Source organism: Paraconexibacter sp. (assembly GCF_059438195.1).
Map to the genome: position 1 here is coordinate 106,545 of NZ_JBLKKY010000002.1, position 20,870 is coordinate 127,414.

At 75.3% G+C, this 20,870-nt stretch carries 16 protein-coding genes and 1 tRNA gene; 10 read left to right on the top strand and 7 right to left on the bottom strand.

Translation table 11 applies throughout. The annotated features are described in order from the left end of the window. Positions 1–26: 26 nt before the first annotated feature. The gene (locus ACME2J_RS01250; protein WP_495543041.1) at positions 27–1,031 is read left to right on the top strand and encodes an ATP-dependent DNA ligase; all 1,005 of its coding nucleotides are present in this window, start codon (positions 27–29) and stop codon (positions 1,029–1,031) included. Positions 1,032–1,134: 103 nt separating this feature from the next. Beyond that, positions 1,135–2,706 (top strand): MFS transporter, encoded by a 1,572-nt coding sequence (locus ACME2J_RS01255; RefSeq protein ID WP_495543083.1) that lies wholly within the window; start codon positions 1,135–1,137, stop codon positions 2,704–2,706. A gap of 45 nt (positions 2,707–2,751) precedes the next feature. Here the strand turns inward: ACME2J_RS01255 and ACME2J_RS01260 are convergent, their stop codons facing one another. After that, positions 2,752–3,636 (bottom strand): PDDEXK family nuclease, encoded by an 885-nt coding sequence (locus tag ACME2J_RS01260; RefSeq protein ID WP_495543042.1) that lies wholly within the window; start codon positions 3,634–3,636, stop codon positions 2,752–2,754. A gap of 119 nt (positions 3,637–3,755) precedes the next feature. On the opposite strand from ACME2J_RS01260, the gene ACME2J_RS01265 reads away from it, so the two are divergent. After that, positions 3,756–4,769, top strand: a complete 1,014-nt coding sequence (locus ACME2J_RS01265; protein ID WP_495543043.1) for a glycerate kinase — start codon at positions 3,756–3,758, stop codon at positions 4,767–4,769. A gap of 18 nt (positions 4,770–4,787) precedes the next feature. Then, positions 4,788–5,918 carry an NAD(P)H-dependent glycerol-3-phosphate dehydrogenase gene (locus tag ACME2J_RS01270; protein WP_495543044.1) on the top strand — a complete coding sequence of 377 codons (1,131 nt, stop codon included), beginning with the start codon at positions 4,788–4,790 and terminating at the stop codon, positions 5,916–5,918. A gap of 5 nt (positions 5,919–5,923) precedes the next feature. Here ACME2J_RS01270 and ACME2J_RS01275 read toward each other — a convergent pair whose 3' ends face one another. Continuing rightward, positions 5,924–6,751, bottom strand: coding sequence for an HAD family hydrolase (locus ACME2J_RS01275; RefSeq protein ID WP_495543045.1), 828 nt, complete (start codon positions 6,749–6,751; stop codon positions 5,924–5,926). 82 nt (positions 6,752–6,833) lie between these two features. Between ACME2J_RS01275 and ACME2J_RS01280 the strand changes: the two genes are divergently transcribed. The 5 genes from ACME2J_RS01280 to ACME2J_RS01300 all read left to right on the top strand — a co-directional run bounded on the left by ACME2J_RS01280 (position 6,834) and on the right by ACME2J_RS01300 (position 13,865). Next, positions 6,834–8,834 carry an ATP-binding protein gene (locus ACME2J_RS01280; RefSeq protein WP_495543046.1) on the top strand — a complete coding sequence of 667 codons (2,001 nt, stop codon included), beginning with the start codon at positions 6,834–6,836 and terminating at the stop codon, positions 8,832–8,834. Then, positions 8,835–11,174, top strand: a complete 2,340-nt coding sequence (locus ACME2J_RS01285; protein ID WP_495543047.1) for a DEAD/DEAH box helicase — start codon at positions 8,835–8,837, stop codon at positions 11,172–11,174. It begins immediately after the preceding gene. Positions 11,175–11,317: 143 nt separating this feature from the next. Continuing rightward, a complete protein-coding gene (locus ACME2J_RS01290; RefSeq protein ID WP_495543048.1) occupies positions 11,318–12,274 on the top strand; it encodes a M23 family metallopeptidase in 957 nt (318 codons plus the stop codon). Positions 12,275–12,382: 108 nt separating this feature from the next. Next, a complete protein-coding gene (locus ACME2J_RS01295) occupies positions 12,383–13,264 on the top strand; it encodes a CAP domain-containing protein (protein ID WP_495543049.1) in 882 nt (293 codons plus the stop codon). 43 nt (positions 13,265–13,307) lie between these two features. Beyond that, positions 13,308–13,865 (top strand): GNAT family N-acetyltransferase, encoded by a 558-nt coding sequence (locus ACME2J_RS01300; protein ID WP_495543050.1) that lies wholly within the window; start codon positions 13,308–13,310, stop codon positions 13,863–13,865. An 8-nt stretch (positions 13,866–13,873) separates the two neighbouring features. Here the strand turns inward: ACME2J_RS01300 and ACME2J_RS01305 are convergent, their stop codons facing one another. Further along, a complete protein-coding gene (locus ACME2J_RS01305; RefSeq protein WP_495543051.1) occupies positions 13,874–15,868 on the bottom strand; it encodes a hypothetical protein in 1,995 nt (664 codons plus the stop codon). Between the two features lie 84 nt (positions 15,869–15,952). Here ACME2J_RS01305 and ACME2J_RS01310 point away from each other — a divergent pair. After that, positions 15,953–16,025 (top strand) — tRNA-Phe (locus tag ACME2J_RS01310). Positions 16,026–16,136: 111 nt separating this feature from the next. On the opposite strand, the gene ACME2J_RS01315 is transcribed toward ACME2J_RS01310, so the two are convergent. From ACME2J_RS01315 to ACME2J_RS01330, 4 genes are read right to left on the bottom strand one after another with little or no spacing between them, the layout of a single operon-like run. Next, positions 16,137–17,105, bottom strand: a complete 969-nt coding sequence (locus ACME2J_RS01315; RefSeq protein WP_495543052.1) for a CapA family protein — start codon at positions 17,103–17,105, stop codon at positions 16,137–16,139. Further along, complete coding sequence (locus ACME2J_RS01320; protein ID WP_495543053.1) at positions 17,092–19,065, bottom strand: putative bifunctional diguanylate cyclase/phosphodiesterase; 1,974 nt, start codon at positions 19,063–19,065, stop codon at positions 17,092–17,094. Before ACME2J_RS01320 ends, ACME2J_RS01315 begins: the two co-directional genes overlap by 14 nt. Further along, on the bottom strand, positions 19,062–20,561 hold the full coding sequence (gene kaiC, locus ACME2J_RS01325) for a circadian clock protein KaiC (protein ID WP_495543054.1): 1,500 nt from the start codon (positions 20,559–20,561) through the stop codon (positions 19,062–19,064). Before kaiC ends, ACME2J_RS01320 begins: the two co-directional genes overlap by 4 nt. After that, positions 20,558–20,857, bottom strand: coding sequence for a circadian clock KaiB family protein (locus tag ACME2J_RS01330; protein ID WP_495543055.1), 300 nt, complete (start codon positions 20,855–20,857; stop codon positions 20,558–20,560). Before ACME2J_RS01330 ends, kaiC begins: the two co-directional genes overlap by 4 nt. Positions 20,858–20,870 lie beyond the last annotated feature (13 nt).

Below are 20,870 nucleotides of genomic sequence, written 5' to 3' on the forward strand. Positions count from 1 at the left end.
GCTGACGTGGGTAGGGTCGGCGTGCGATGCCGACCCTCCCACTCCAGCCGCCGCTGCCGCCGCAGCTCGCCCGCCCGCGCAAGACGCTGCCGGACGAGGCGGAGGGCTGGTGGTACGAGCCGAAGTGGGACGGCTTCCGCGCGATCGTCTTCCTCGGCGGCGCCGGGGAGGGCGACGACGCGGTCGAGGCCTACATCCAGTCGCGGGGCGGCAAGCCGCTGCACCGCTACTTCCCCGAGGTGACGTTCCCTGAGGGACTGCGGGCCGTCCTCGACGGGGAGCTCGTCGTCGACAGCGCGGAGGTGGAGGGCGGCCTCACCTTCGACGCCCTCTCCCAGCGGATCCACCCCGCGGCATCGCGGGTCGCGCGGCTGGCGGTCGAGACGCCGGCGCGCTTCGTCGCCTTCGACCTCCTCTGCGACGGCGACGAGGTCCTGCTCGAGTCGCCGTACGCCGAGCGGCGGGCGCGGCTCGAGGCGTGGGTGGACCAGCACGACCCGGCCCGCGACGGGCACCCCTTCTCGCTCACGCCGGTGGCGCGGGCGGCGGCCGACGCGGAGCGCTGGCTGCACGAGGCCGAGGGGGTCATCGCGAAGGCGACGGGGGCGCCGTACCTCCCCGGCAAGCGCGACGGGATGGCGAAGATCAAGCGCGTCCGGACCCTCGACGCGGTCGTCGTCGGCTGGCGCCCGGGGAAGGCCGAGGGCACCGTCGGCTCGATCATCCTCGGCCTCTACGAGCCGGACGGGACGCTGCGGGTCGTCGGCCACTCGTCGGGCTTCAGCGCGAAGGAGAAGCGCGCGCTCGTCGAGCGGCTCGCGCCGTACGAGACGGGCGACCGCGGGATGGGCGACCCGTCGCGGTGGCGGCCGGACGAGGAGCTCGAGTGGATCGCACTGCGCCCGGAGCTCGTCGTCGAGGTGACCTACGACCACGCCTCCGACGGGCGCATCCGGCACGGGACGAAGGTGCAGCGCTGGCGCGACGACAAGTCACCGGGCGAGTGCCTCGTCGACCAGCTCGAGGCGTGAGACGCCTGCGCGCGCCGCGGAGGTTTCGCGCGACACGTGATGTGGGACGATCGGCGAGATCGTCCTCGCCCGCCACATCTGGCCCGCGCTCTTCGCCGCGACGATCGGCTCGGCGCTCGTCCTCTTCGACGGGACCGTCATCACGGTCGCGCTGCCGTCGATCCAGCGGGAGCTGCGCCTCCTCCCCGACGCCCAGGGGTGGGTGGTCCAGGCCTACCTCCTCGCCCCCATCGCGGTGCTCCCGGCGGGCGGCGCGATCGCCGACCGGATCGGCCGGCGGTTCGCGTTCGTGCTCGGCGGCGGGGTGTTCGTGGTCGGCTCGCTCGTCTGCGCCGTCGCGCAGGACGCCGGGGTGCTCATCACCGGCCGGGCGATCCAGGGCGCCGCCGTCGGCCTCGTCCTGCCGGCATCCCTCGCGATGCTCGCGGCGGCCGCGCGGGGCCGCAAGGAGCGTCAGCGGATCATCGCGCTGTGGACGGCGTGCATCGGCGCGGCGAGCGCGGCGGGCCCCGTCTTCGGCGGCCTCCTCGCCGGGGGGCCGGGGTGGCGCTGGATCTTCTGGGTGAGCGCGACCCTCACCGCCGGCGCGCTCGTCCTCGCGCGGTGGGGCGTACCCGAGTCGCGGGACGAGAGCGCGCACTCCCCCGAGTGGCCCGGGGCGGCGTTCCTCGTCCTCGCCGTGACGGGCACCGGCCTCGCGCTCGGCCAGGGACGCACGGCGGGCCTCGGGGACGCCGCCGTCCTCGTGCCCGCCGTCGCGGCGCTCGTCGGGTTCGCGGGCTTCGCGGTGCGGGAGATGACGGCGGACGAGCCGCTCATCCCGCGGATCATGTTCACCCACAAGATGTTCCGGGTCGCGAACCTCCTCACCGCGACGGTCTACGGGGGGCTCTTCGCCGCGCTCTACTTCGTCGCGGTCTACCTCCAGCAGGCGGAGCGGCTCAGCCCCATCGAGGCGGGGCTCGCGATGCTGCCGTTCGCGGCGGCGCTCGTCGTCGGGGCGCCCTTCGGCGCCTGGCTCACGCGCTTCGGCGGCCCGCGCGTCGCGGTGACGACCGGCTGCTCCGTGGGCGGCGCCGCGCTCCTCCTCCTCGGGCTCACGGAGGCGTCGGTGGCGGCGATCATCGTCCTTGCCGCGGCCGCCGGGCTCGGCATCGGGGCGGCGGCGGGCCCGCTCATGGCGGCCGTGGTCGACACCGTCGAGCTGCGGCGGGCGGCGATCGCGACGGGCGTGAACTCGTCGATCTCGCGGCTCGCGGCGATCGTCGCCATCGCGGGGCTCGGGCTCGTGTCCTCCGTCGCCTTCGACGACGCGCTCGCGCGCGAGCGGGTGAGCGCCGAGGCGCGCAGCGAGGTGGGCGACCGGGTCTTCGCCGCGCCGGTCCGCCTGGAGCGCGAGGGCTTCTCGACGACCCAGATCGCGCGCGTCGAGACGGCGTCCGAGAGCAGCTTCCAGGTCGTCATGCTCGTCGCGGGCAGCCTCCTCCTCGGCTCGGCGCTCGTCGCGGTCGTCGGGCTCGGCACGCCGCTCCCCGACCAGACGGGCGAGATGCCGATCTCGGTGATGACGGCCCCGATGGCCGTCGTCCTCCGCGAGCGCCTCCCGGCGGTGAAGCCGGGCCCCCGCCGCCGCGCGACCCCCCGCGCCCCACCGCGCCCCCCGGCGTCGGGGTGAGCCGGGCCCCCCCCCGGGGGGCGGCCGAACCGGATTCCTGCGGTGCTATGACGCCGCAGGAATCCGGTTCGAGCCGTCGGGGGCGAGGCGGAGCAAGGAACTCGGGTCGAGGTAGAGCGTCGGGGTCGGGAGGCGGTCGACCCGAAAGCCGGCCGCCTCCCACGCGCGTGTCTTGCGGATGTCCTCGTCGGTCAGACGGTGGTACTGCGGTCCGTCCAGCTCGATGATGCGCATGAGGTCGGGCCAGCAGAGGTCCGCCTCCTCTTCCGCGAAGTACTCGTTCACCCTCGGCCTCGGGACGCCTGCGTCCTCGAGCACCGTGAGCGCGTAGGCCTCTGCGTCCGACTTGCAGTCCGCGAAGGGAAGGTCCGAGAAGCGCCGCACGAAGTCCTTCAGCGAAGCGACGCCCCGACGCCCTCGATGGCGACCGGCGACGAGCAGGAGAGTGTTCGCGGTCGTCTTCTCGAGACGGAGCGCCTCTCGGGCCATCCGCTCGCGCGCCTGCGGTGACCACAGGTGAGGCCAGAGGTCGATGATCGTGCGCTCGACGCTCGTCACGGGGAGACCGTCGACGTCGACGACGTTGCCCACGAGCGTCTTCGAGTAGGAGACGTGCAGCTCGCCGAACTGCTCGGGCCCGTCCACGCCTGGCCGCACGACCGTGACGGCATGCCTCGGATCGACGCGCAGCTCGTGCGCCGCTGCGGCACTCGCGAACGCGAGGACGGTTCGAGGCGCCGTGAGCGTCGCAGCGCGCCATCGCTGGCGCTGGGTCAGCGGTCCTCGTCCGGTGAGGTAGACCCCGTCGAAGGGTCGCCGCAGGTCGCGCGCCCACCACGTGATCGCGTCCCGTGTCCATCCCAGCGCGACGAGCTGCCAGTGGGCGACGAGCCCCTCCTGCTGCTCCGCGAGTCGTTCGGCTGCGTTCATGCCCACAAGGAGGCCGGCGGGCGGATTGTTCTCCCCCCCTGAGGGCCGAACCGGATTTCTGTGGTGCTATGACGCCGCAGGAATCCGGTTCGGCGGTGAAGTCGGCATCCTGCGTGGCCGTGCCTGCCGCCGACCCGTGGGACCGGCCCGTCCTCGTCGCGCCCGACAGCTTCAAGGGGACGCACTCCGCCGCGGAGGTCGCCGCCGCGATCGGGCGCGGGCTGGAGTCCGCCGGCGTCGGGCCGCCTCCCGACCTCTGCCCGATCGCCGACGGCGGGGAGGGGACGATGGCGACGCTGCTGCTCGCGCTCGGCGGAGAGACCGTCGGCGCGCGCGCCCGCGACCCGCTCGGCCGCGAGGTCGACGCGGCGTTCGCGCTCGTCGAGGACGGAGGGACCGCGATCGTCGAGGTCGCCGCGGCGAGCGGCTGGTCGCGGATCGCGCCGCACGAGCGCGGGCCCGAGACCGCGTGGGCGGCCTCGAGCGCCGGGACGGGGGACCTCGTCGCCGCCGCCGTCGAGGCCGGCGCCGAGGTCGTCCTCCTCTGCGCGGGCGGCTCGGCGACGACCGACGGCGGCGCCGGCGCGATCGCCGCGATCGAGGAGCACGGAGGGCTGCGCGGCGCGGCGCTCGTCGTCCTCGCCGACGTGCGCACCACCTACGACCGCGCCGCCCGCGTCTTCGGGCCGCAGAAGGGCGCCGACGCCGAGACCGTCGCCCGGCTCGAGTCGCGGCTCGACGGCTTCGCGCAGACGCTGCCCGCCGATCCGCGCCCGGTCCGCGGGGGCGGCGCCGCCGGCGGGCTCGCCGGCGGGCTCCACGCGGCGCTCGGCGCCCGGGTCGAGCCGGGCGCCTCCTTCGTCCTCGACGCGCTCGGCACCGATGCGCGGATGCGCGCCGCGCGCGCCGTCGTCGTCGGCGAGGGCCGGCTCGACGCGACGACGCTCGAGGGGAAGGCCTCCGGCGAGCTCGCCTACCGCGCCCGCCAGGCCGGCGTCCCCTGCCACGCGGTCGTCGGGGAGCGTGCGATCAGCGCCTTCGACGTCCGGGTCCTCGATCTCCAGGCGGTGGTCGAGGCCTCGTCGCTCGCGGAGATCGAGGCGGCGGGAGCCGCCATCGCCGCGCACCTCTGAGTACCCTCGCCGAGCCCCGTGGCCGACCGCCCCCGCCCTCAGCTCCCCGCGATCATCCCCGCACCGCTCGGCCGACGCGCCGTCGTCATCGGCGCGGGCTCCTTCGGAACGGCCGTCGCCGTCCTCCTCGCGCGCGGCGGCTTCCGCACGACGCTCCAGGCCCGCACCGAGGACCAGGCCCGCCGCCTCAACGAGGACCGCGAGAACACCGTCTACCTCCCGGGGGTCGAGCTGCCGCGCGAGCTGCGCATCGGCCACGTCGGCGACGGGCTCTCCCGCGCGGAGCTCGTGTTCCTCGGCGTCCCGTCCCGCGGGCTCGACGCCGTCATCGCCGGGCTGAGCGCCGCCGGCCTCTCGCCGCGAGCGTCGATCGTCTCGCTCGCGAAGGGCCTCGTGCCCCCGGACGGGACCCCGCCGACGGCGCTGCTCGCCCGCACCTTCGGCGCGAGCCGCGTCGCGTGCATCGGAGGCCCGGCCCACGCCCGCGAGATGGTCTCCGAGGGCGCCGGCCTCGTCGCGGCGGCGACCGACGAGGAGCTCGCGCGCACCCTGAGCGAGACGTTCATGCGCGCCGGCGTCGTCTGCGAGCAGTCGAACGACCCGATCGGGGTCGAGCTCGCGGGGGCGGCGAAGAACGCCGCAGCGCTCGCCGCCGGCGCGACCGAGCGTCAGGGCCTCAACGCCGCCGGCGCCGCGGCCGGGCACATCTTCGCCGAGGTCTGGCGGTTCGCCGAGGCGCACGGCGCCCGCCCCGAGTCGATGATCGGCCTCGCCGGGACGGGTGACCTCGTCGCGACCGCGCTCGCGCCGCAGTCGCGCAACCGCCGCGCCGGCGAGCTGCTCGGCGAGGGCGTCCCGACCGCCGAGATCCCGGCCCGGATCGGGCAGGCCGTCGAGTCGCTGGAGTCCGTGCCGCTGCTCGCGCACGCGCTCGAGCGCGCGGGCGTCGAGGCGCCCGTCACCCGCGGGCTCTCCGACCTCATCGCCGGGGAGATCCCGCTCGACGACTGGATCGCGCTCGTGCGCACGACCGTCCCGCCCCCCGCCCGCTGGCGTCCCGGGCGCGCGCGCAGCGACCGCGAGCGCTGGCGCGAGCGACTGCGCGCGCGCTGGGAGGCGCGTCGAGCCCGCGGCGACGTGGGCGGCTGAGCGCGTCAGCGCCGCGTCGCGAGCGTCTCGACGAGCGCCCCGTAGACGCCCTCGCCGTGTGCTCCCTCCGCGACCCGCGCGTTCGGGTGCGCGGCGAGCGCCTCGCGGATCGACGGGTCCTTCGTCACCGCGTTGGCGACGAGCCAGAACGCGCTGACGTGCGCCGCCGTCTGGAGGTCCTCGCGCGAGTCGCCGATCGCGATGCACCGCGCCGGGTCGTAGCCGCGGGCCTGCTGGTGGAACGCGACGCCGCGCGCCTTCGACGCCCCCCGCGGGACGAGGTGGTACGAGCGCACCTGCGGGAGCCCGTCGAGCGCGGGCGACCGGCGGTGCACGACGCCGTTGTCGAGGAGTCGCAGCTCGTCGTGCCCGTGCTCGGCGAGCAGCGCGTCCGCCTCGTCGGTGTCGACGAGGCCTCGCATGAGGTGGGAGACCTCGCGCCCGTGGTGCCAGGGGTCGTGGTACTCGAGCCGCCCCGCGTAGCGCTCGAGGAGCAGCGCCGGAGCACCGGTCTCCTCGATGATCCGATGGATCGTCCGCGGCGGCGGTCCCGGGTCGGGGACGATCGGCGCGGTGAGCCAGTGCTCCTCGCCGTCGAAGACGACGCAGGCTCCCGCCTCGAAGATGTAGGAGCTCTGGCCGAGGAGACGCGCGTCCTCGTAGGCCTGGGCCTTGCGCCGGCCGGTCATGAGGACGAGCTCGACCTCCGCGCGCGCGCAGATCTCGACGATGCGACCGGCGACCGGCGTGAAGCCGCCGTCGGCGTCCGCGAAGAGCGCGCCGCCGGGACCGAGCAGGGTGCCGTCGAGGTCGACGTAGGCGGCCTGGAGCATCCCGCCACCCTACGACGCCCGTCCCCCCCGAATGTCGAAGACCTCGCCGTAAGTCTCGTCGCGGCCTAGAGTTGTCCCTGCGATGACCACCACCATCAGGGACCGACTGGATCGTCGCGACGCGGCCCGCTTCGTCGGGCGGGACGCCGAGCTCGCGCGCCTCTGCGCGCTCCTCACCGACATCGACGAGGACGCCTCGATCGTCCTCGTCCACGGACCCGGGGGAATCGGGAAGAGCACGCTCCTGCGCGAGCTCGGCCGCCGTGCCGAGGCGCAGGGGCGACCCGTGCTCCGCATCGAGGGCCGCGAGATCGCGCCGCTCCCCGGGGAGCTCGACGCGGCCCTCGAGGGCGCCGCGGGCGCCGACCGGCCTGTGGTCCTGCTCGACACCTACGAGCGCATCGCCGCCGCCGGGACGCACCTGCGCCGCCGCGTCCTCCCCGCCCTCCCCGAGGGCGCGCTCGTCGTCATCGCCGGCCGCGGGACGCCCGACCCCGAGTGGTTCCAGGACGGCTGGGAGCAGATCACGACGTCGCTCGCGCTCGGCCCGCTCCACGCGGACGACGCGCACGCGCTCCTCGCCCGCCACGGCCTCGACGACCCGGCCGACGCGGAGGCGGTCGTCCGCTGGGCCGGCGGCTCCCCGCTCGCGCTCGCCGTCGCCGTCGACGCGATCGCCGGGCGCGACACACCGGTCCCGACCCTCGCCGACCGCCCCGACCTCGCCGGGATGCTCGTCCGGCGGATCGCCGGCGAGGATCTCGGCAGCGCCGACCGCGACGTCCTCGCCGTCGCGGCGATCGCGCGGGTGACGACGCGGGCGCTGCTCGCCGACGTCCTCCCGGGGAGCGACGCGGCCACGGCCGAGGGCTGGCTGCGCGCACGGACGTTCGCCGAGCCCGTCGGCGACGGCGTCGCCCTCCACGAGCTGCTGCGCCGGGCCGTCCGCGCGCGCGAGCGCGCGACGCGGCCGGAGCGCGAGCGCGAGCTGCGGGTGCGCATCGCCGACCACCTCCACGGCCGCGCGGTGCGCGGCGAGCCGCGCCTCGTCACCGACCTCGCCGAGCTCATGGACGCCGAGGCCCTGCGCTGGGGCTTCGGTGCCGAGGGCAGCGTCGCCTACCGCGTCGACCACCCCCGCGACGGGGACGAGGCCGCCCTCGCCGCCGCGCTCACCGCCCGCCTCGGCGACGCGGGATGGGGCGCCTACGTGCGGCCGTTCCTCCGCGACGCCCCGGAGCACGTCGTCATCGCCCGCGACGCCGCCGAGCGGCTGCAGGGCTTCTGCATCAGCGCGACGCCCGCGACGCGCTCCCCGGCGGTGCGCAGCGACCGGATCCTCGGCCCCTGGCTGCGCCACGCCGAGGCCGCGTTCCCCGGCGAGGAGGTCCTCGTCTGGCGGGACTCGACGGACCTCAGCTCCGGCCGCCGGGGCGACGTCCACTCGCCGATCATCGCGATGATGAACACGGCCGCGATGATGCGGTCGGGCCTGACGAACATCCGCCGCAGCTACCTGCCGATCGACCCGGAGAACCCGGTCGCGCGCGCGTTCGCCGAGGGCGTCGGCGCCGTCCACGTCCCGTCGCTCGACGTCGACCGCGGCGACGGCCAGAACATCGAGTGCCACGTCCTCGACCACGGCGCCGGGGGCGTCCTCGGGCAGCTCCGCGACGTCGTGCGGGCGGAGGTCGCCGCCGCCGCGCACGGCGACGGGGCACCGCCGGCCCCGGCGGCGCCCGGTCACGTCACCGCCGACGACGTGCGCGCCGTCCTGCGGCGCTTCCATCGCCCCCCGGACCTCGCCGACAGCCCGCTCGCACCGCGTACCGGCACCGTCGCGGAGCGCGCCGCCGCCGTCCGCGCGGAGATCGAGCGGACGGTCGCCGAGGGCTTCGGGGAGAGCGCCGACGAGCAGCTCCTCGCCGCGACCCTCCGCCACGGCTATCTCGACCCGACGGGCGGCCACGACCGGGCGGCGCTCGAGCTCAACGTCTCCCGGGCGACGTACTTCCGCAAGCTGCGGGAGGCCTCGGACCGCGTCGCCGAGCTCCTGCTGGCCGCGCGCTACCGTCGGGGGTAGATGGCGAGCACCCCCGCCGCATCCCACGCGTCCCGGCCGGACGCCGGCCCGGACCCGTGGGCGCCCCTCCTCGAGGAGGCGACCGCGGACGGCCGCGTCGTCGCGGAGTCCTACGAGGGCGCGCGCCGGCCGGTTCTCGACGAGATCCCCGACGACCTCCACCCGGCGCTGCTCGACGGGCTCGCGCGCGTCGGCATCGAGCGCCTCTACCGCCACCAGACCGCCGCGCTCGCCGCCGCGGAGGAGGGGCCGTTCGTCGTGACGACGGGGACGGCGTCGGGGAAGTCGCTGTGCTTCCAGCTCCCGGTCCTCGACGTCCTCTGCGCGGACCCCGCCGCCCGGGCGATCTACCTCTCGCCGACGAAGGCCCTGGCGCAGGACCAGGCGCGCGCGCTCCACGCCTTCGGGCTGAGCGGCGGGCGCAAGGGGCGCGTCCGGCCGGCGATCTACGACGGCGACACCCGTCGTGAGGACCGCGTGCAGATCCGCCGCAGCGCGAACCTCTTCCTCACGAACCCCGACATGCTCCACATGGGGATCCTTCCCCACCATCGCAAGTGGGGGGACGTGTTCGCGAACCTCGCGGCGGTCGTCGTCGACGAGGCGCACGTCTACCGCGGGGTCTTCGGCTCGCACGTCGCGAACGTCCTGCGCCGGCTGCGGCGGATCGCCCACGCCTACGGGACCGAGCCGCGGTTCTTCCTCGCGAGCGCGACGATCGCGAACCCCGTCGAGCTCGCCGAGCGGCTCACGGGACTCGACGAGGTCGCGCTCGTCGACGAGGACGGCTCGCCCGGCGCCGCGCGCCGGATCGCGATGTGGAACCCGCCCGTCCTCGACGAGGCGCTCCAGCTGCGGCGCAGCGCGCTCGGCGAGGCGGCCGACCTCGTCGCCGGGCTCATGCGTCGCGGGTCGCGGACGATCTGCTTCGTGAAGAGCCGCCGCGGCGTCGAGGTCGTCGCGAAGCTCGTCGCCGACCAGCTCCGCGACAGCGACCCCGAGCTCGCCGACCTCGTCGCCCCCTACCGCGCCGGCTACACCCCGGCGCAGCGCCGCGAGCTCGAGGCGCGCCTGCAGTCCGGCGACCTGCGCGCGGTCGTCACGACCGACGCGCTCGAGCTCGGCATCGACATCGGCGCCCTCGACGCCGCCGTCTGCGTCACGTTCCCCGGGACGGTCGCCTCGCTGCGGCAGATGTGGGGCCGCGCCGGGCGCCGCGGCCGCGGCCTCGCGGTCTACGTGGCCGGCGAGGACGCCCTCGACCAGTACTTCTGCCGCCACCCCGAGGAGTTCCTCGAGCGTCCCGTCGAGTCGGCGATCCTCGAGCACGAGAGCGAGGAGATCCACCTCCAGCACCTCCTCTGCGCCGCGCACGAGGGCCCGATCGACCCGCGGATCGACGCGCAGTTCCTCGGCCCGCGCGTCCGCGCGCACTGCGAGCACCTCGCCGGCCTCGGCGAGCTCGTCGAGCGCCGCGGGGCGTTCCTCCTGCGCCACCCTGAGGACTTCCCCGCCGCGCGGGTCTCGCTGCGCTCCGCCTCGCCCCACCAGGTGCGTGTCGTCGACACCTCGACGGGCGAGATGCTCGGCACCGTCGAGGCGGGCCGCGCCGCGACGACCGTCCACGAGGGCGCCGTCTACCTCCACCTCGGGCGCTCCTACGAGGTCGCCGCGTTCGACCCGGAGGCGGGCACCGCGCTCGTCGAGCCGTTCGGCGGCGACTGGTACACGCAGCCGAAGACCGAGACCGAGACGCACATCGAGAAGCTCCTCGACCGCCGCGACGTCCACGGCGTCACCCTGAGCTTCGGCATCGTCACGGTGACGAGCGAGGTCCTCGCCTACCAGCGCACGCGGCTGCCGTCGCACGAGGTCATCGACCTCCAGGCGCTCGACATGGCGCCGACGAGCATGACGACGCAGGCGCTCTGGTACGAGCTCGGCGCGGACGTCCTCGGCGGCGGCGGACCCGGCGAGCAGATCCCGCTCGAGGTCCTCCTCGGGTCGCTGCACGCGATGGAGCACGCCCAGATCGCGGTCCTGCCGCTCCTCGCGATGTGCGACCGCTGGGACATCGGCGGCCTCTCGACGAACGCGCACCCGCAGACCGGCGGCCCGACGATCTTCATCCACGACGGCCATCCCGGCGGCGTCGGCATCACCCGCCGCGGCTTCCACGTCTTCGAGGCCCTGTGCGCCGACGCGTACCGCCTCATCACCGAGTGCCCCTGCGACGCGGGCTGCCCCTCCTGCGTGCAGTCGCCGAAGTGCGGCAACCTCAACGAGCCGCTCCACAAGGACGGGGCGGCCGAGGTCCTCGCGCGGATGCTCGAGCGGTAGGGACGCTGCACGAACCCGTGCGGGATGGAGGTTTCCGCCCCGGAAGCTCCACGGGGGCGCCCGGAACCCGTGCATGCGTCCAGTGCCGGTGGGAACCCGCCCCGGCCGGTTCGAAATCCCCGCACATGGACGGCGGTCGACGCATGAGCACGAGGCTCGGGGCCCTCCTCGCGGTCCTCGGCGCGCTCGCGGCCGCCGGGCCGGCGACGGCGGCCGCCGCGACCGCGGGCGGGGCGAAGGCCCCCGGTCCGCGTGGCGGCGCCGGCGGGGCCGAGTACGGCCAGCCCGTCTCGCCCCCGCGGGACAAGCGACCGGTCGCGTCGCGCTTCTCGCTGTCCCCGAGGAAGGTGCGCGAGGACCGCAGGCTCCCGCGGCTGCGCCTGCGCATCGATCAGCGCGGCGTGAAGAAGGTGTCCGCGCGCATCGTCGTCTGGCCGCGCGAGAAGGGCGGGCAGGTGCTCCGCGTCGACCTCGGCCGGGTGCGCACGAACCGCACGTTCACGGTGAAGTGGCCGAAGGACGCGCGTCTCACCCCCGGGCGATACACGGTGCGCGTCCACGCGAAGGATCCCGACGGCGCGCACCTCCGCCGGACCCGCCGCCGCGGCGGCCGCACGACGCTCGTCGTGCGGCGCGCCCCGAGGCCGAGGCCCGCGCCCGCCCCCGCGACGACCGACGGCGGCGTCTTCCCCGTCCAGGGTCTCCACAGCTACGGCGGGGACGGGTCGACGTTCGGGTCGGAGCGCGGCACGCACCGCCACGAGGGCCAGGACGTCACCGCCGCCGAGGGCACGCCCGTCGTCGCCCCGCTCCCTGGCATCGTGCGCCACGTCGACTTCCAGAAGGACGGCGCCGGCCACTACGTCGTCATGGACGCCGACGACGGCCGCTCGTTCTTCTTCGCGCACTGCCAGGCCGGCAGCGTCGTCGCCGTCGAGGGCGCCCGGGTCGTCGCCGGCAGCCGCCTCTGCGGCGTCGGCTCGACCGGGCGATCGAGCGGCCCGCACCTCCACTTCGAGATCTGGGTCGGAGGGTGGCGCGTCTCGAAGGAGTCGCGCCCCGTCGATCCGCTCCCCCAGCTGCGCGCCTGGGACCGCTGAGACCGGGCCCGCCGCCGCGAGCGGCAGGGCGACAGGCTTCTCGGACATCCGTCGAGCGACTTCCCCTGGGGGTTGCCAGGTGCGACGAACTGCGCCGATGCGCACGACGTGGCCTCTCCCCGTTCCCTCCTCGCCACGGCCGGCGCCGGCCTCGCGCTCGCACTCCTCCCCGCCGCCCCCGCCCGCGCCCAGTCGGCGTGTCCCGACGCCGAGCTGCGGGTGAGCGCCGCGACGACCGAGCGCGCCGCCGCGGCGATCCACTGCCTCGTCAACGTCGAGCGGGCGGCCCGCGACCTGGCGGGCGTCGCCCCGGAGCCGCACCTCCGGCTCTCCGCGCTCGGGCACGCGCTCGACATGGCGGCCCGCCGCTTCTTCGCCCACGACGCGCCGTCGCCCGCGCCGAACGGCAGCCGTCCCCACGACCGCATCTCGCGCGCCGGCTACGACTGGTGGGCATGGGGCGAGAACATCGCCGCCGGGCACCCGACGCCGCGCCGCGTGATGGAGGGCTGGATGGCGAGCGAGGGACACTGCCGCAACGTCCTCGAGTCGGACTTCACCGAGCTCGGCGTCGGCGTCTACGCGCCCCTCGCGGATCGCGTGCACTGGGTGCAGAACTTCGGCCTCCCGCAGGGCCAGCAGCCGCCCGAGTCCTCGGACGCGACATCCGCATGCCCGGTGCAGGGCCTCGCCGACGGCGTCGCCCCCGCCGCGCCGCCGCGCGCCTCGGACGAGGAGCGCACGGCGAAGCGCGAGGTCCGCGTGCGCTACAAGCTGCGCAAGGTCCGCAGCGGTCGCTTGAAGGTGAGCGGGCGCGTGACGCCGTCCGGAGCGGCGGAGCGCGTGCGCATCTCGCTGCGACGCAAGAAGGGTCCGAGGAAGGTCCTCGTGCGGCGCGTGCGCAGCGACGGCACGTTCAGCGTGAAGGTGAAGGCGCCGCGTGGCCGCGGCGGGGTGCGGGCGAGCGTCCGCCCGCGCTCGGAGAGCTGAGCGCCGGTCCGCGCCCGGGCCTCCCGCGCCCTACCCTCGACGGGTGACGTCCGCCGTCCTCGAGACGCCGCGGCTGCGGCTCGAGCCGTGGTGCGACGACCACGCCCCGCTGCTCGCCCGCCTCGCCGCGAAGCGCGAGGTGATGCAGCACGTCGCCGCCGGTGGCCCGTGGCGGGGCGTCGATGCGCGGAGCGTGTCGGTGCTGCAGCGTCGCCACTGGCAGGAGCGCGGGTTCGGGTGGCGCGCCGCGGTCGAGCGGACGACCGGCGAGGCCGTCGGCTTCATGGCGGTCACCCTCGTCGGCGCCGGGAACGCCGGCCTCGACCCGGGGCAGCACGAGATCGGCTGGTGGCTCGATCCGCCCGCATGGGGACGAGGCCTCGCCCGCGAGGGCGCCGCCGCGGTGCGCGACGAGGCCTTCGACCGTCTCGGCGCCGGCCACGTCATCGCGCGGATCCAGCCCGCGAACACGCGCTCGATCGCGGTCGCCGAGGCGATCGGGCTCACGTTCGCCTTCCGCGCGACCGGGCGTGACGGAGAGCCGATCGTCGTCCACCGGCTCGCCGTCGGCGACCGGCCGTCGCGCGGCCCCGACGCCTGACGCGGGCGCTAGTCGCGGCCCGCGAGCCGCAGCTCGCCCTCGACGTGCTCCGCGCTCCCCGCGGCGGTGACGGTGAGCTCACCGACGTCGGCGAGGTCGTCCGCGAGCTCCTCGGCGTCCTCGGCGGTCGCGGCGGCGAGGTCCGCGAGCCCGGCGGCGGCGATCCGCGCGAAGAGCGCGCCGCGCGTGCCGTCGGCGGGCGCCGGCGGAGCGTCGGCGACGGAGCGCAGGTCGACGGTCGGGTCGGTGGTCATCACGAGCGCGCCGCCGGAGACGCCGAGCGTGAAGAGGTCGCCCCCGTCCTTCGTGAGCCGGTAGCGGTCGCCGTCGCGCTCGAGGCCGAAGCCGCCGGTGTCGATGTCGATGCCGAACCCGCCGATGACGTCGCCGGCGTCGAGGAGCCCGGCGATCTTCGCGAGCGCCGCGCCGACGCTCTTCGGGTCCGACAGGTCCGAGCGCAACGTCAGCGCCTCGCCGTCGGTCGTGAGCGTCGCCGAGCCGGAGAGGCGGTCGAGGATGTCCTCCTTGAGGTCGATGCGCGCGAAGCGGCGCAGGGCGCCCTCCACCGCGTCGATCTGCCCGGCGACCTTCTGGTCGCCCGCCTCGAGCGCCCGGCGGAAGGCGCGCAGCGTGTGGCCGAAGTTGCGCACCGAGACGAGCACCCGCCCCTCGCCGACGGGGTTCGGGCCGCTGATGCCCGAGGCGATCGGGACGTCGGCGAGCGAGAGGCCCTCCTCGTCCGTCGTCACGCGGTACGGCACGCGCAGGCCGTCCTCGTCGGGGACGATCGCCACGGCGACGCGGCCGACGGCCTCGGTCCACGACGTCGCGCGGGAGAGGCCCTCGAGGTCGGGGTAGGCGTCGAGGAGGGCCTCGCGGTCCACCGAGAGGCGCACGAGCGAGTCGCTCGGGCCGGGGAGGCCGTCGACGCGGTCGCGCAGCTCGGCGGCGCTCAGCGACGAGGAGCCGCCGCCGCCCCCCGTCTCCCCGCGCAGCGCGAGGGCGGACCGCAGGTCCTCCGGCGTCGGGGCGACGACGAGGACGGGGCCGCGGACGGCGACGCTCGTGCCGCCGTCGCGGACGTAGACCTCGTGGCCGGCGACGTCGTCGTCGCGCCGGAGGCCGCCGGCGCCCACCTGCTGCTCGACGAGCTGCGCGAGGGCGGCGGCGTCCTCGGTCACCCACGCGAGCCGCACGCGGCGAGCGAGCGGGCGCAGGAGCGCGGCGGGGTCGACGTCGCCCTCGATCTCGGGGAGGCCGAGAGCGTCGAGGCCGATGGACGGCTCGAGGTCGTCGAAGTCGTCGCTGTCGCTCTCTCGGCGGTCGAGGTCGTCGAGCGGGTCGAGGTCGTCGGCGTCGCGGTCCTCGTCGAGCCCCTCGAGGTCGTCGAGCTCGTCGGAGTCGAGCGGCGGCAGGTCCTCCGGCGGGTCGAGAGGCGGGAGCGGCTCGAGGTCGTCGGGGTCGTCGAGCGGGGGCGGCTCCGGCTCGGGCAGCGGGGCGAGCCCCGGGTCGCTCTCGATGCCGCCGCTCCCCTCGTGCGAGGCGAACACGGTCCGCACGGCCCCGTCGTCGCGGCGGGCGGCTTCGTCGGTCGCGCCCGCCTCCTCCTCGCTCTCGTCGACGATGGCCGGCAGGTCGACCGTCGCCGGGATCGCGCCGACGACGGGGTTGCCGAGCAGCGGGGCGAGCGCCGCGGGCGTCGTGCTCGCGAGCCCGAGGACGTCGCGCAGGAGACCGTCGAGCTCGTCGCCGATCGGGAGCTCGTCGACGAGCTCCGCGCCGGCCGCGAGGGGCCCCGAGCCCGGGTCCGTCTGGACCGTCATGACGCCCTCCGGGTCGGCCGGCAGGTAGAGGAGCGCCTCGGCGAGCGGGTCCCCGACGCGGACCTCCTCGGCGACGTCGCGCACGGGCTCCTCGCTCTCGCCGCCGCTCCCGAGCAGGATGACGAGGAAGGCCGTCGCGAAGGCGACGAGCAGCGCGGGGACGACCTGGCGCGGGGTCACGACGAGACGAGCCTACCCTGGCACCGTCCCGCTGCGCGTCGGCTCGACGCACGTCCGCCTCGACGCGGTACCCTCTCGAGCCGCGGCGAGATAGCTCAGTTGGTAGAGCACACGACTGAAAATCGTGGTGTCCCCGGTTCGAGTCCGGGTCTCGCCATCGGCCCGAGAGCCCCGTCGACCGGCGGGGCTTCTTCGTGTCGCGGGTCGTCGGAGGACCCGCCGCTCGGCGGGAGGAGCGCCATCTCCTCGTCCCGGCGTCGCCCGCGGCTCACGTCACGAACACGAGCCGTCCGTCGACGAGCGCGACGCGCGTGTCCAGGGCCTCGCAGCGATCGCGCATGATCTGGAGCAGGGGCTGCGCCTCGTCGGCGTCGGCGGGCCGCGTGAAGGCGTACTCGAGCCGGACGGGGACTCCCTCGACGCGGCGTGGGCCGTCGTCGTCGAGGGTGACGAGCCAGAGCATCGAGAGGTCGTTGCGCAGGTACGGATCGACGGCGTAGTCGTCGATGAAGTCCCCGAGGTCGAAGAGGACCCGGCCGCGCACCCCCTGTGGGACGTGAGCGGAGTGGCCGGCGACGAGGGTCGCGCCCGCCTCCTCCAGGAGCCCGGCCGCGCGCCGCACGTGCGGCACGGGCGACGGCGCCATGTTCGGACCCCAGTGGATGCTCATGATCACGAGCTCGTCGTCGTGCGGGCGGACGGCATCGCGCAGCCACGCGGGCACGCCCTCTCCCTGGAGGTCCGTGAAGGCGATTCCGGACGACGTCGGCCCGGCCGCGTAGGAGCGGGGGTGGTCGGAGGCAGCGACGACGCGCAGACGACGCCCCTTCACCACGAGCTCGGCGGCCGCACGCGCGGAGCGATCATCGAGACCGGCGCCCGCGTGCGGGATCGCCGCGGCGTCGAGATGCTCCAGCGTGTCGGCGAGCGCGTCGGGCCCGTAGTCGAGGACGTGGTTGTTCGCGAGGGTGACGGCCGTGACGCCCATGTCGGCGAGACGCTGCGCGGCGAGCGGCGGGGCGCGGAAGAAGAACGGCTTGCCACGCGCCCCGATCCGCTCCCCGCGTGCAGAGATGCAGCACTCGAGGTTGAGCACGAAGGCGTCGGCCGCCCCCGCCATCTCGACGAGCGCGGGGTGCAGGAGCGGCGTGCGCGGGTCGTCGTCCAGACGTCGCGCCACGCCGCGGCCGAGCATCGTGTCCCCGGCGAGCGCGAGCGTGAGCTCAGCCCGCGTCATCGATCGGGCCGGGCACGCCGAGGTGGAAGCCCTGGGCGAGGTCGACGCCGCACTCGCGCAGCATCTCGAGCGCCGCGTCGGACTGGACCTGCTCGGCGACCGTCCGCTTCCCGAGGCCTCGTGCGACGTCGGCGATCGCCTTGACGAGCAGCCGGTCGCTGCGGCTCCCGGGGAGGCCGCGCACGAACTCCCCGTCGATCTTCACGAAGTCGATCGGCAGGTAGCGCAGATACGAGAACGACCCGAAGCCCGAGCCGAAGTCGTCGAGCGCGGACGCGCAGCCGACCCCGCGGACGCCCTCGGCGAAGCGCCGGGCCGCGTCGAGGTCGCCGACGGCGGCGGTCTCGGTGAGCTCGAAGATGAGCCGCGACGGGTCGGCGCCCGTCCTCGCGATGGCCTGCTCGACGAACGCGAGCAGCGAGGGGTCCCCGATCGTGGCGCCCGACACGTTGACCGCATACGTCATGGAGCCGCGGGGGTCGCCGGCGAGCAGCTCGAGGGCGCGAGCGATGACCCAGCGGTCGATCTCGCCGATGAGGCCGTAGCGCTCGGCCGTGTTGATGAACGCCCCGGGGGAGACGATCTCCCCGTCGACGTCGCGCATGCGCAGCAGCAGCTCGGCGTGATCGGATCTGCGGGTGGCGACGTCGACGATCGGCTGCGCGAAGAGCTCGAACCGGTGCTCGTCGAGCGCTGCTCGCAGCCGCGCGGACCAGGTGAGCATCTGCCTGGCGTGTCGACCCTCGTCACCGGGCCGCGCGACGACGATGACGTCGCGCCCGCGGTGCTTCGCCTCGTACATCGCGAGATCGGCCATCGCGAGCGCGTCGTCGGGGGACAGCTCACGGCCCTCGATGACCGCGATGCCGACGCTGAGGGTGACGCGGATCGGACGGGCGTCCACGACGACCTCGAGGGCGTGCACCGCCGCCCGCAACGCGTCGGCGACGAGGCGCGCCCCCTCCAGCGTCGTACGGGGCAGGATGATCGCGAACTCGTCGCCGCCGAGCCTCGCGATGACGTCCGTCTCGCGCAGGCGATGACGGAGCGCGTGGGCGACCCGCGCGATGAGCTCGTCGCCGCCGCGGTGGCCGAGCGCGTCGTTGACGAGCTTGAAGTTGTCGATGTCGGCGACGAGCAGCGCGGCGGGCTCGTCGTGGCGCCCCGCCTCCGCGCCCGCGCGGACGAGCTCGTCGGCGAGCCGCCGCCGGTTGAACAACCCGGTGAGGACGTCGTGGTCGGCGAAGAACCGCAGCTCGCGCTCCAGGCGCCGCTGGTCGCCGATGTCGCGGGCGATGCGGGCGACCCCGACGACCTCACCGCCGGGACCGCGGATCGGCGAGTCGGTGATCGCCACGTCCACGGTCGTGCCGTCGCGGCGGCGCTCGACCGTCTCGAACCGCCGGGTCTCGCCCTGCAGCACCGCGGCGAGCTCGTCCGCGCGCCCGCGCGGGTCGTCCGGAGGCACCAGCTCGTCGAACCGGCGACCGACCACGTCGCCCGCGCCGTGCCCGTAGAGCGCAGTCGCACCGGCGTTCCACGTCTCGACCCGGCCCTCGACGTCGAGGCCGACCACCGCGTCGTCGGTCGCCTCGACGAGCGCCGCCAGCCGGGCGCGGGCACGCTCGTCGCGACGCCGCTCGGTGATGTCGCGCAGCGAGGCGAGCCAAGCGGACCTCCCGGCCCAGTCGATCGCGGAGGCCCGCAGCTCGACGACGCGGCCCGTCGAGGGGACGTCGATCTCCGCCGTCGCGTCGGCAGGGGACGGGATGCCGAGCTCGCGACCGACGAGCGGCGCCCCGTGCGGGTCGAGCATGCGCTCGGCCGACCGATTGGCGAAGAGGACGCGCCCGTCGTCATCGACGACGACGATCCCGTCGGCGATGTCCGCGACGAGCCGTGCGAGCCCCTCCTCGCCGACGGGCCACGTGCCGAAGGGCGGCGAGTCCGGCGCGGTCATGACCCTGCGTCGCGGTCTTCGCTCGGCGCGAGGCGCGCTGCGCCGCCCAGGATGGAGGACACGCCCCGGAGGGGACCGAGGAGGTGCATGCCCTCGGAGTCCATCGTGAACTCGTGCAGCGCCCGATCGTGCGCCGTTCCGCGAGCCTTCAGGATCATCACGGCGCGGCGCAGGTCGCCGCCGAGCTCGACGTAGCGCAGGAGGATGATCGCGTCGGTGAACGTCGACAGCTCCGCCCCGGAGGCGGCGAGGCCTCCCATCAGCTCACGCGGCGCGGTGAGCATCATCAGCGACACGGCTTGCGCCTTGGTGAACGCGGAGAGGCCGATGAGCAGGTCGCGCAGCGCCTGGGGGTCCCCTGCGCGTTCGAGCGCCGTCACGCTGTCGAGCACGACCCGCTGGGCGCCGTGCTCGGTGATCTCGCCCTTGAGCTCGACGAGCAGGTCCTCGAACCCGGTGCGCCCTGCGAACCTCGAGCTGAGGCGCAGGCGGCCATCCCGCAACGGCGTCTCGAGATCGAAGCCCCACGACGCTGCGTTGCGCACCACCTGGTCCGGGCGCTCCTCGAAGGAGAAGAGGATGACCGTCTCGCCTGCGGCGAGGCCCGCGACGAGGAACTGGATGCCCATGAGCGACTTGCCGGTGCCCGTCGCGCCGGCCACGAGGATGAGCGAGTCCCGGTACAGCCCGCCCTCGCACATCGCATCGAGGTCGGCGTCGCCGAGGGAGAGCCGCTCGGAGGTGACCGGCCGGACGGCCTCGACCTCGGACACGGGCACGACCTCCATGCCGTGGTCGGGGTCGATGACGAACGGATAGGCGCCCTTGTTGTGGGCGTGGCCACGCAGCTTCAGCACCTCGATCGACCGTCGCCGCTGCGCGCCCACGGCGGCGTTGCGGAGGAGCACCACGGCGTCGAGGACGAACTCCTCGACGCCGTGGCGCGCGATGACGTCGTCGTCCTCGGAGGGGCGCTCGGCGGTGACGAGCGTGGTGACCTCCAGGTCGCGCATCCGGCGGACGATGCGCCCGAGCTCGCGGCGGACGATGTCGGGATCGGCGAACCGGCCGAACACCGAGTCGATCGCGTCGATGACGACGCGCCGCGCGCCGATGCGCTCCACCGCGTGCTCGATGCGCGCGAGCAGGGCGGCGAGATCGAAGCTCCCCGCTTCGACCACGTCGTCCTCCGGCGACGCGTCGAGCACCGCGATGCGCCCGCGCTCGACGAGCTCGTCGAATCCCCAGCCGAACGACCGGACGTTGGCGAGCATGTCCTCGGGCCGCTCCTCGAACGTGACGAGCACGCCCGGCTCTTCCGCGGCGGCGCCCGCGGCGAGGAAGTGCATCGCGAACACCGTCTTGCCGCTGCCGGCGGTCCCGGTCAGCAGGGTCGCGCGCCCGGCCGGCAGGCCACCTCCGGAGACGACGTCGAAGCCTCGGATGCCGCAGGCCGCCCGTCCCGGCGCCGCTCGACCGCCGTGCCACGTGCTCATGGGGCACCGTCCTCCATGTCGAGTTGCGACGCGACCCGGTCCCAGTCGCTGAGGTCGCCGACGATCTTGCGCCGCGGGGGCGGGTGATGACGCACGAGCGTCGGCGTCGCGATGATGCGCTCCTCCTCCGCCGCCTCGGGACGGTCGAGGACGTCGACGACCTCGAGCCGCACGCGGGACCCACCGAGGCCGGCCAGCCAGACGTCGAGCTGCCGGCGCGCGCGGACAGAGGCAGGCGTCGAGTCCGCGACGAACAGGGTCAGGACCAGCAGCGGCTGCTCGGGGTGCTGCGTCATGCGGCCATCACCG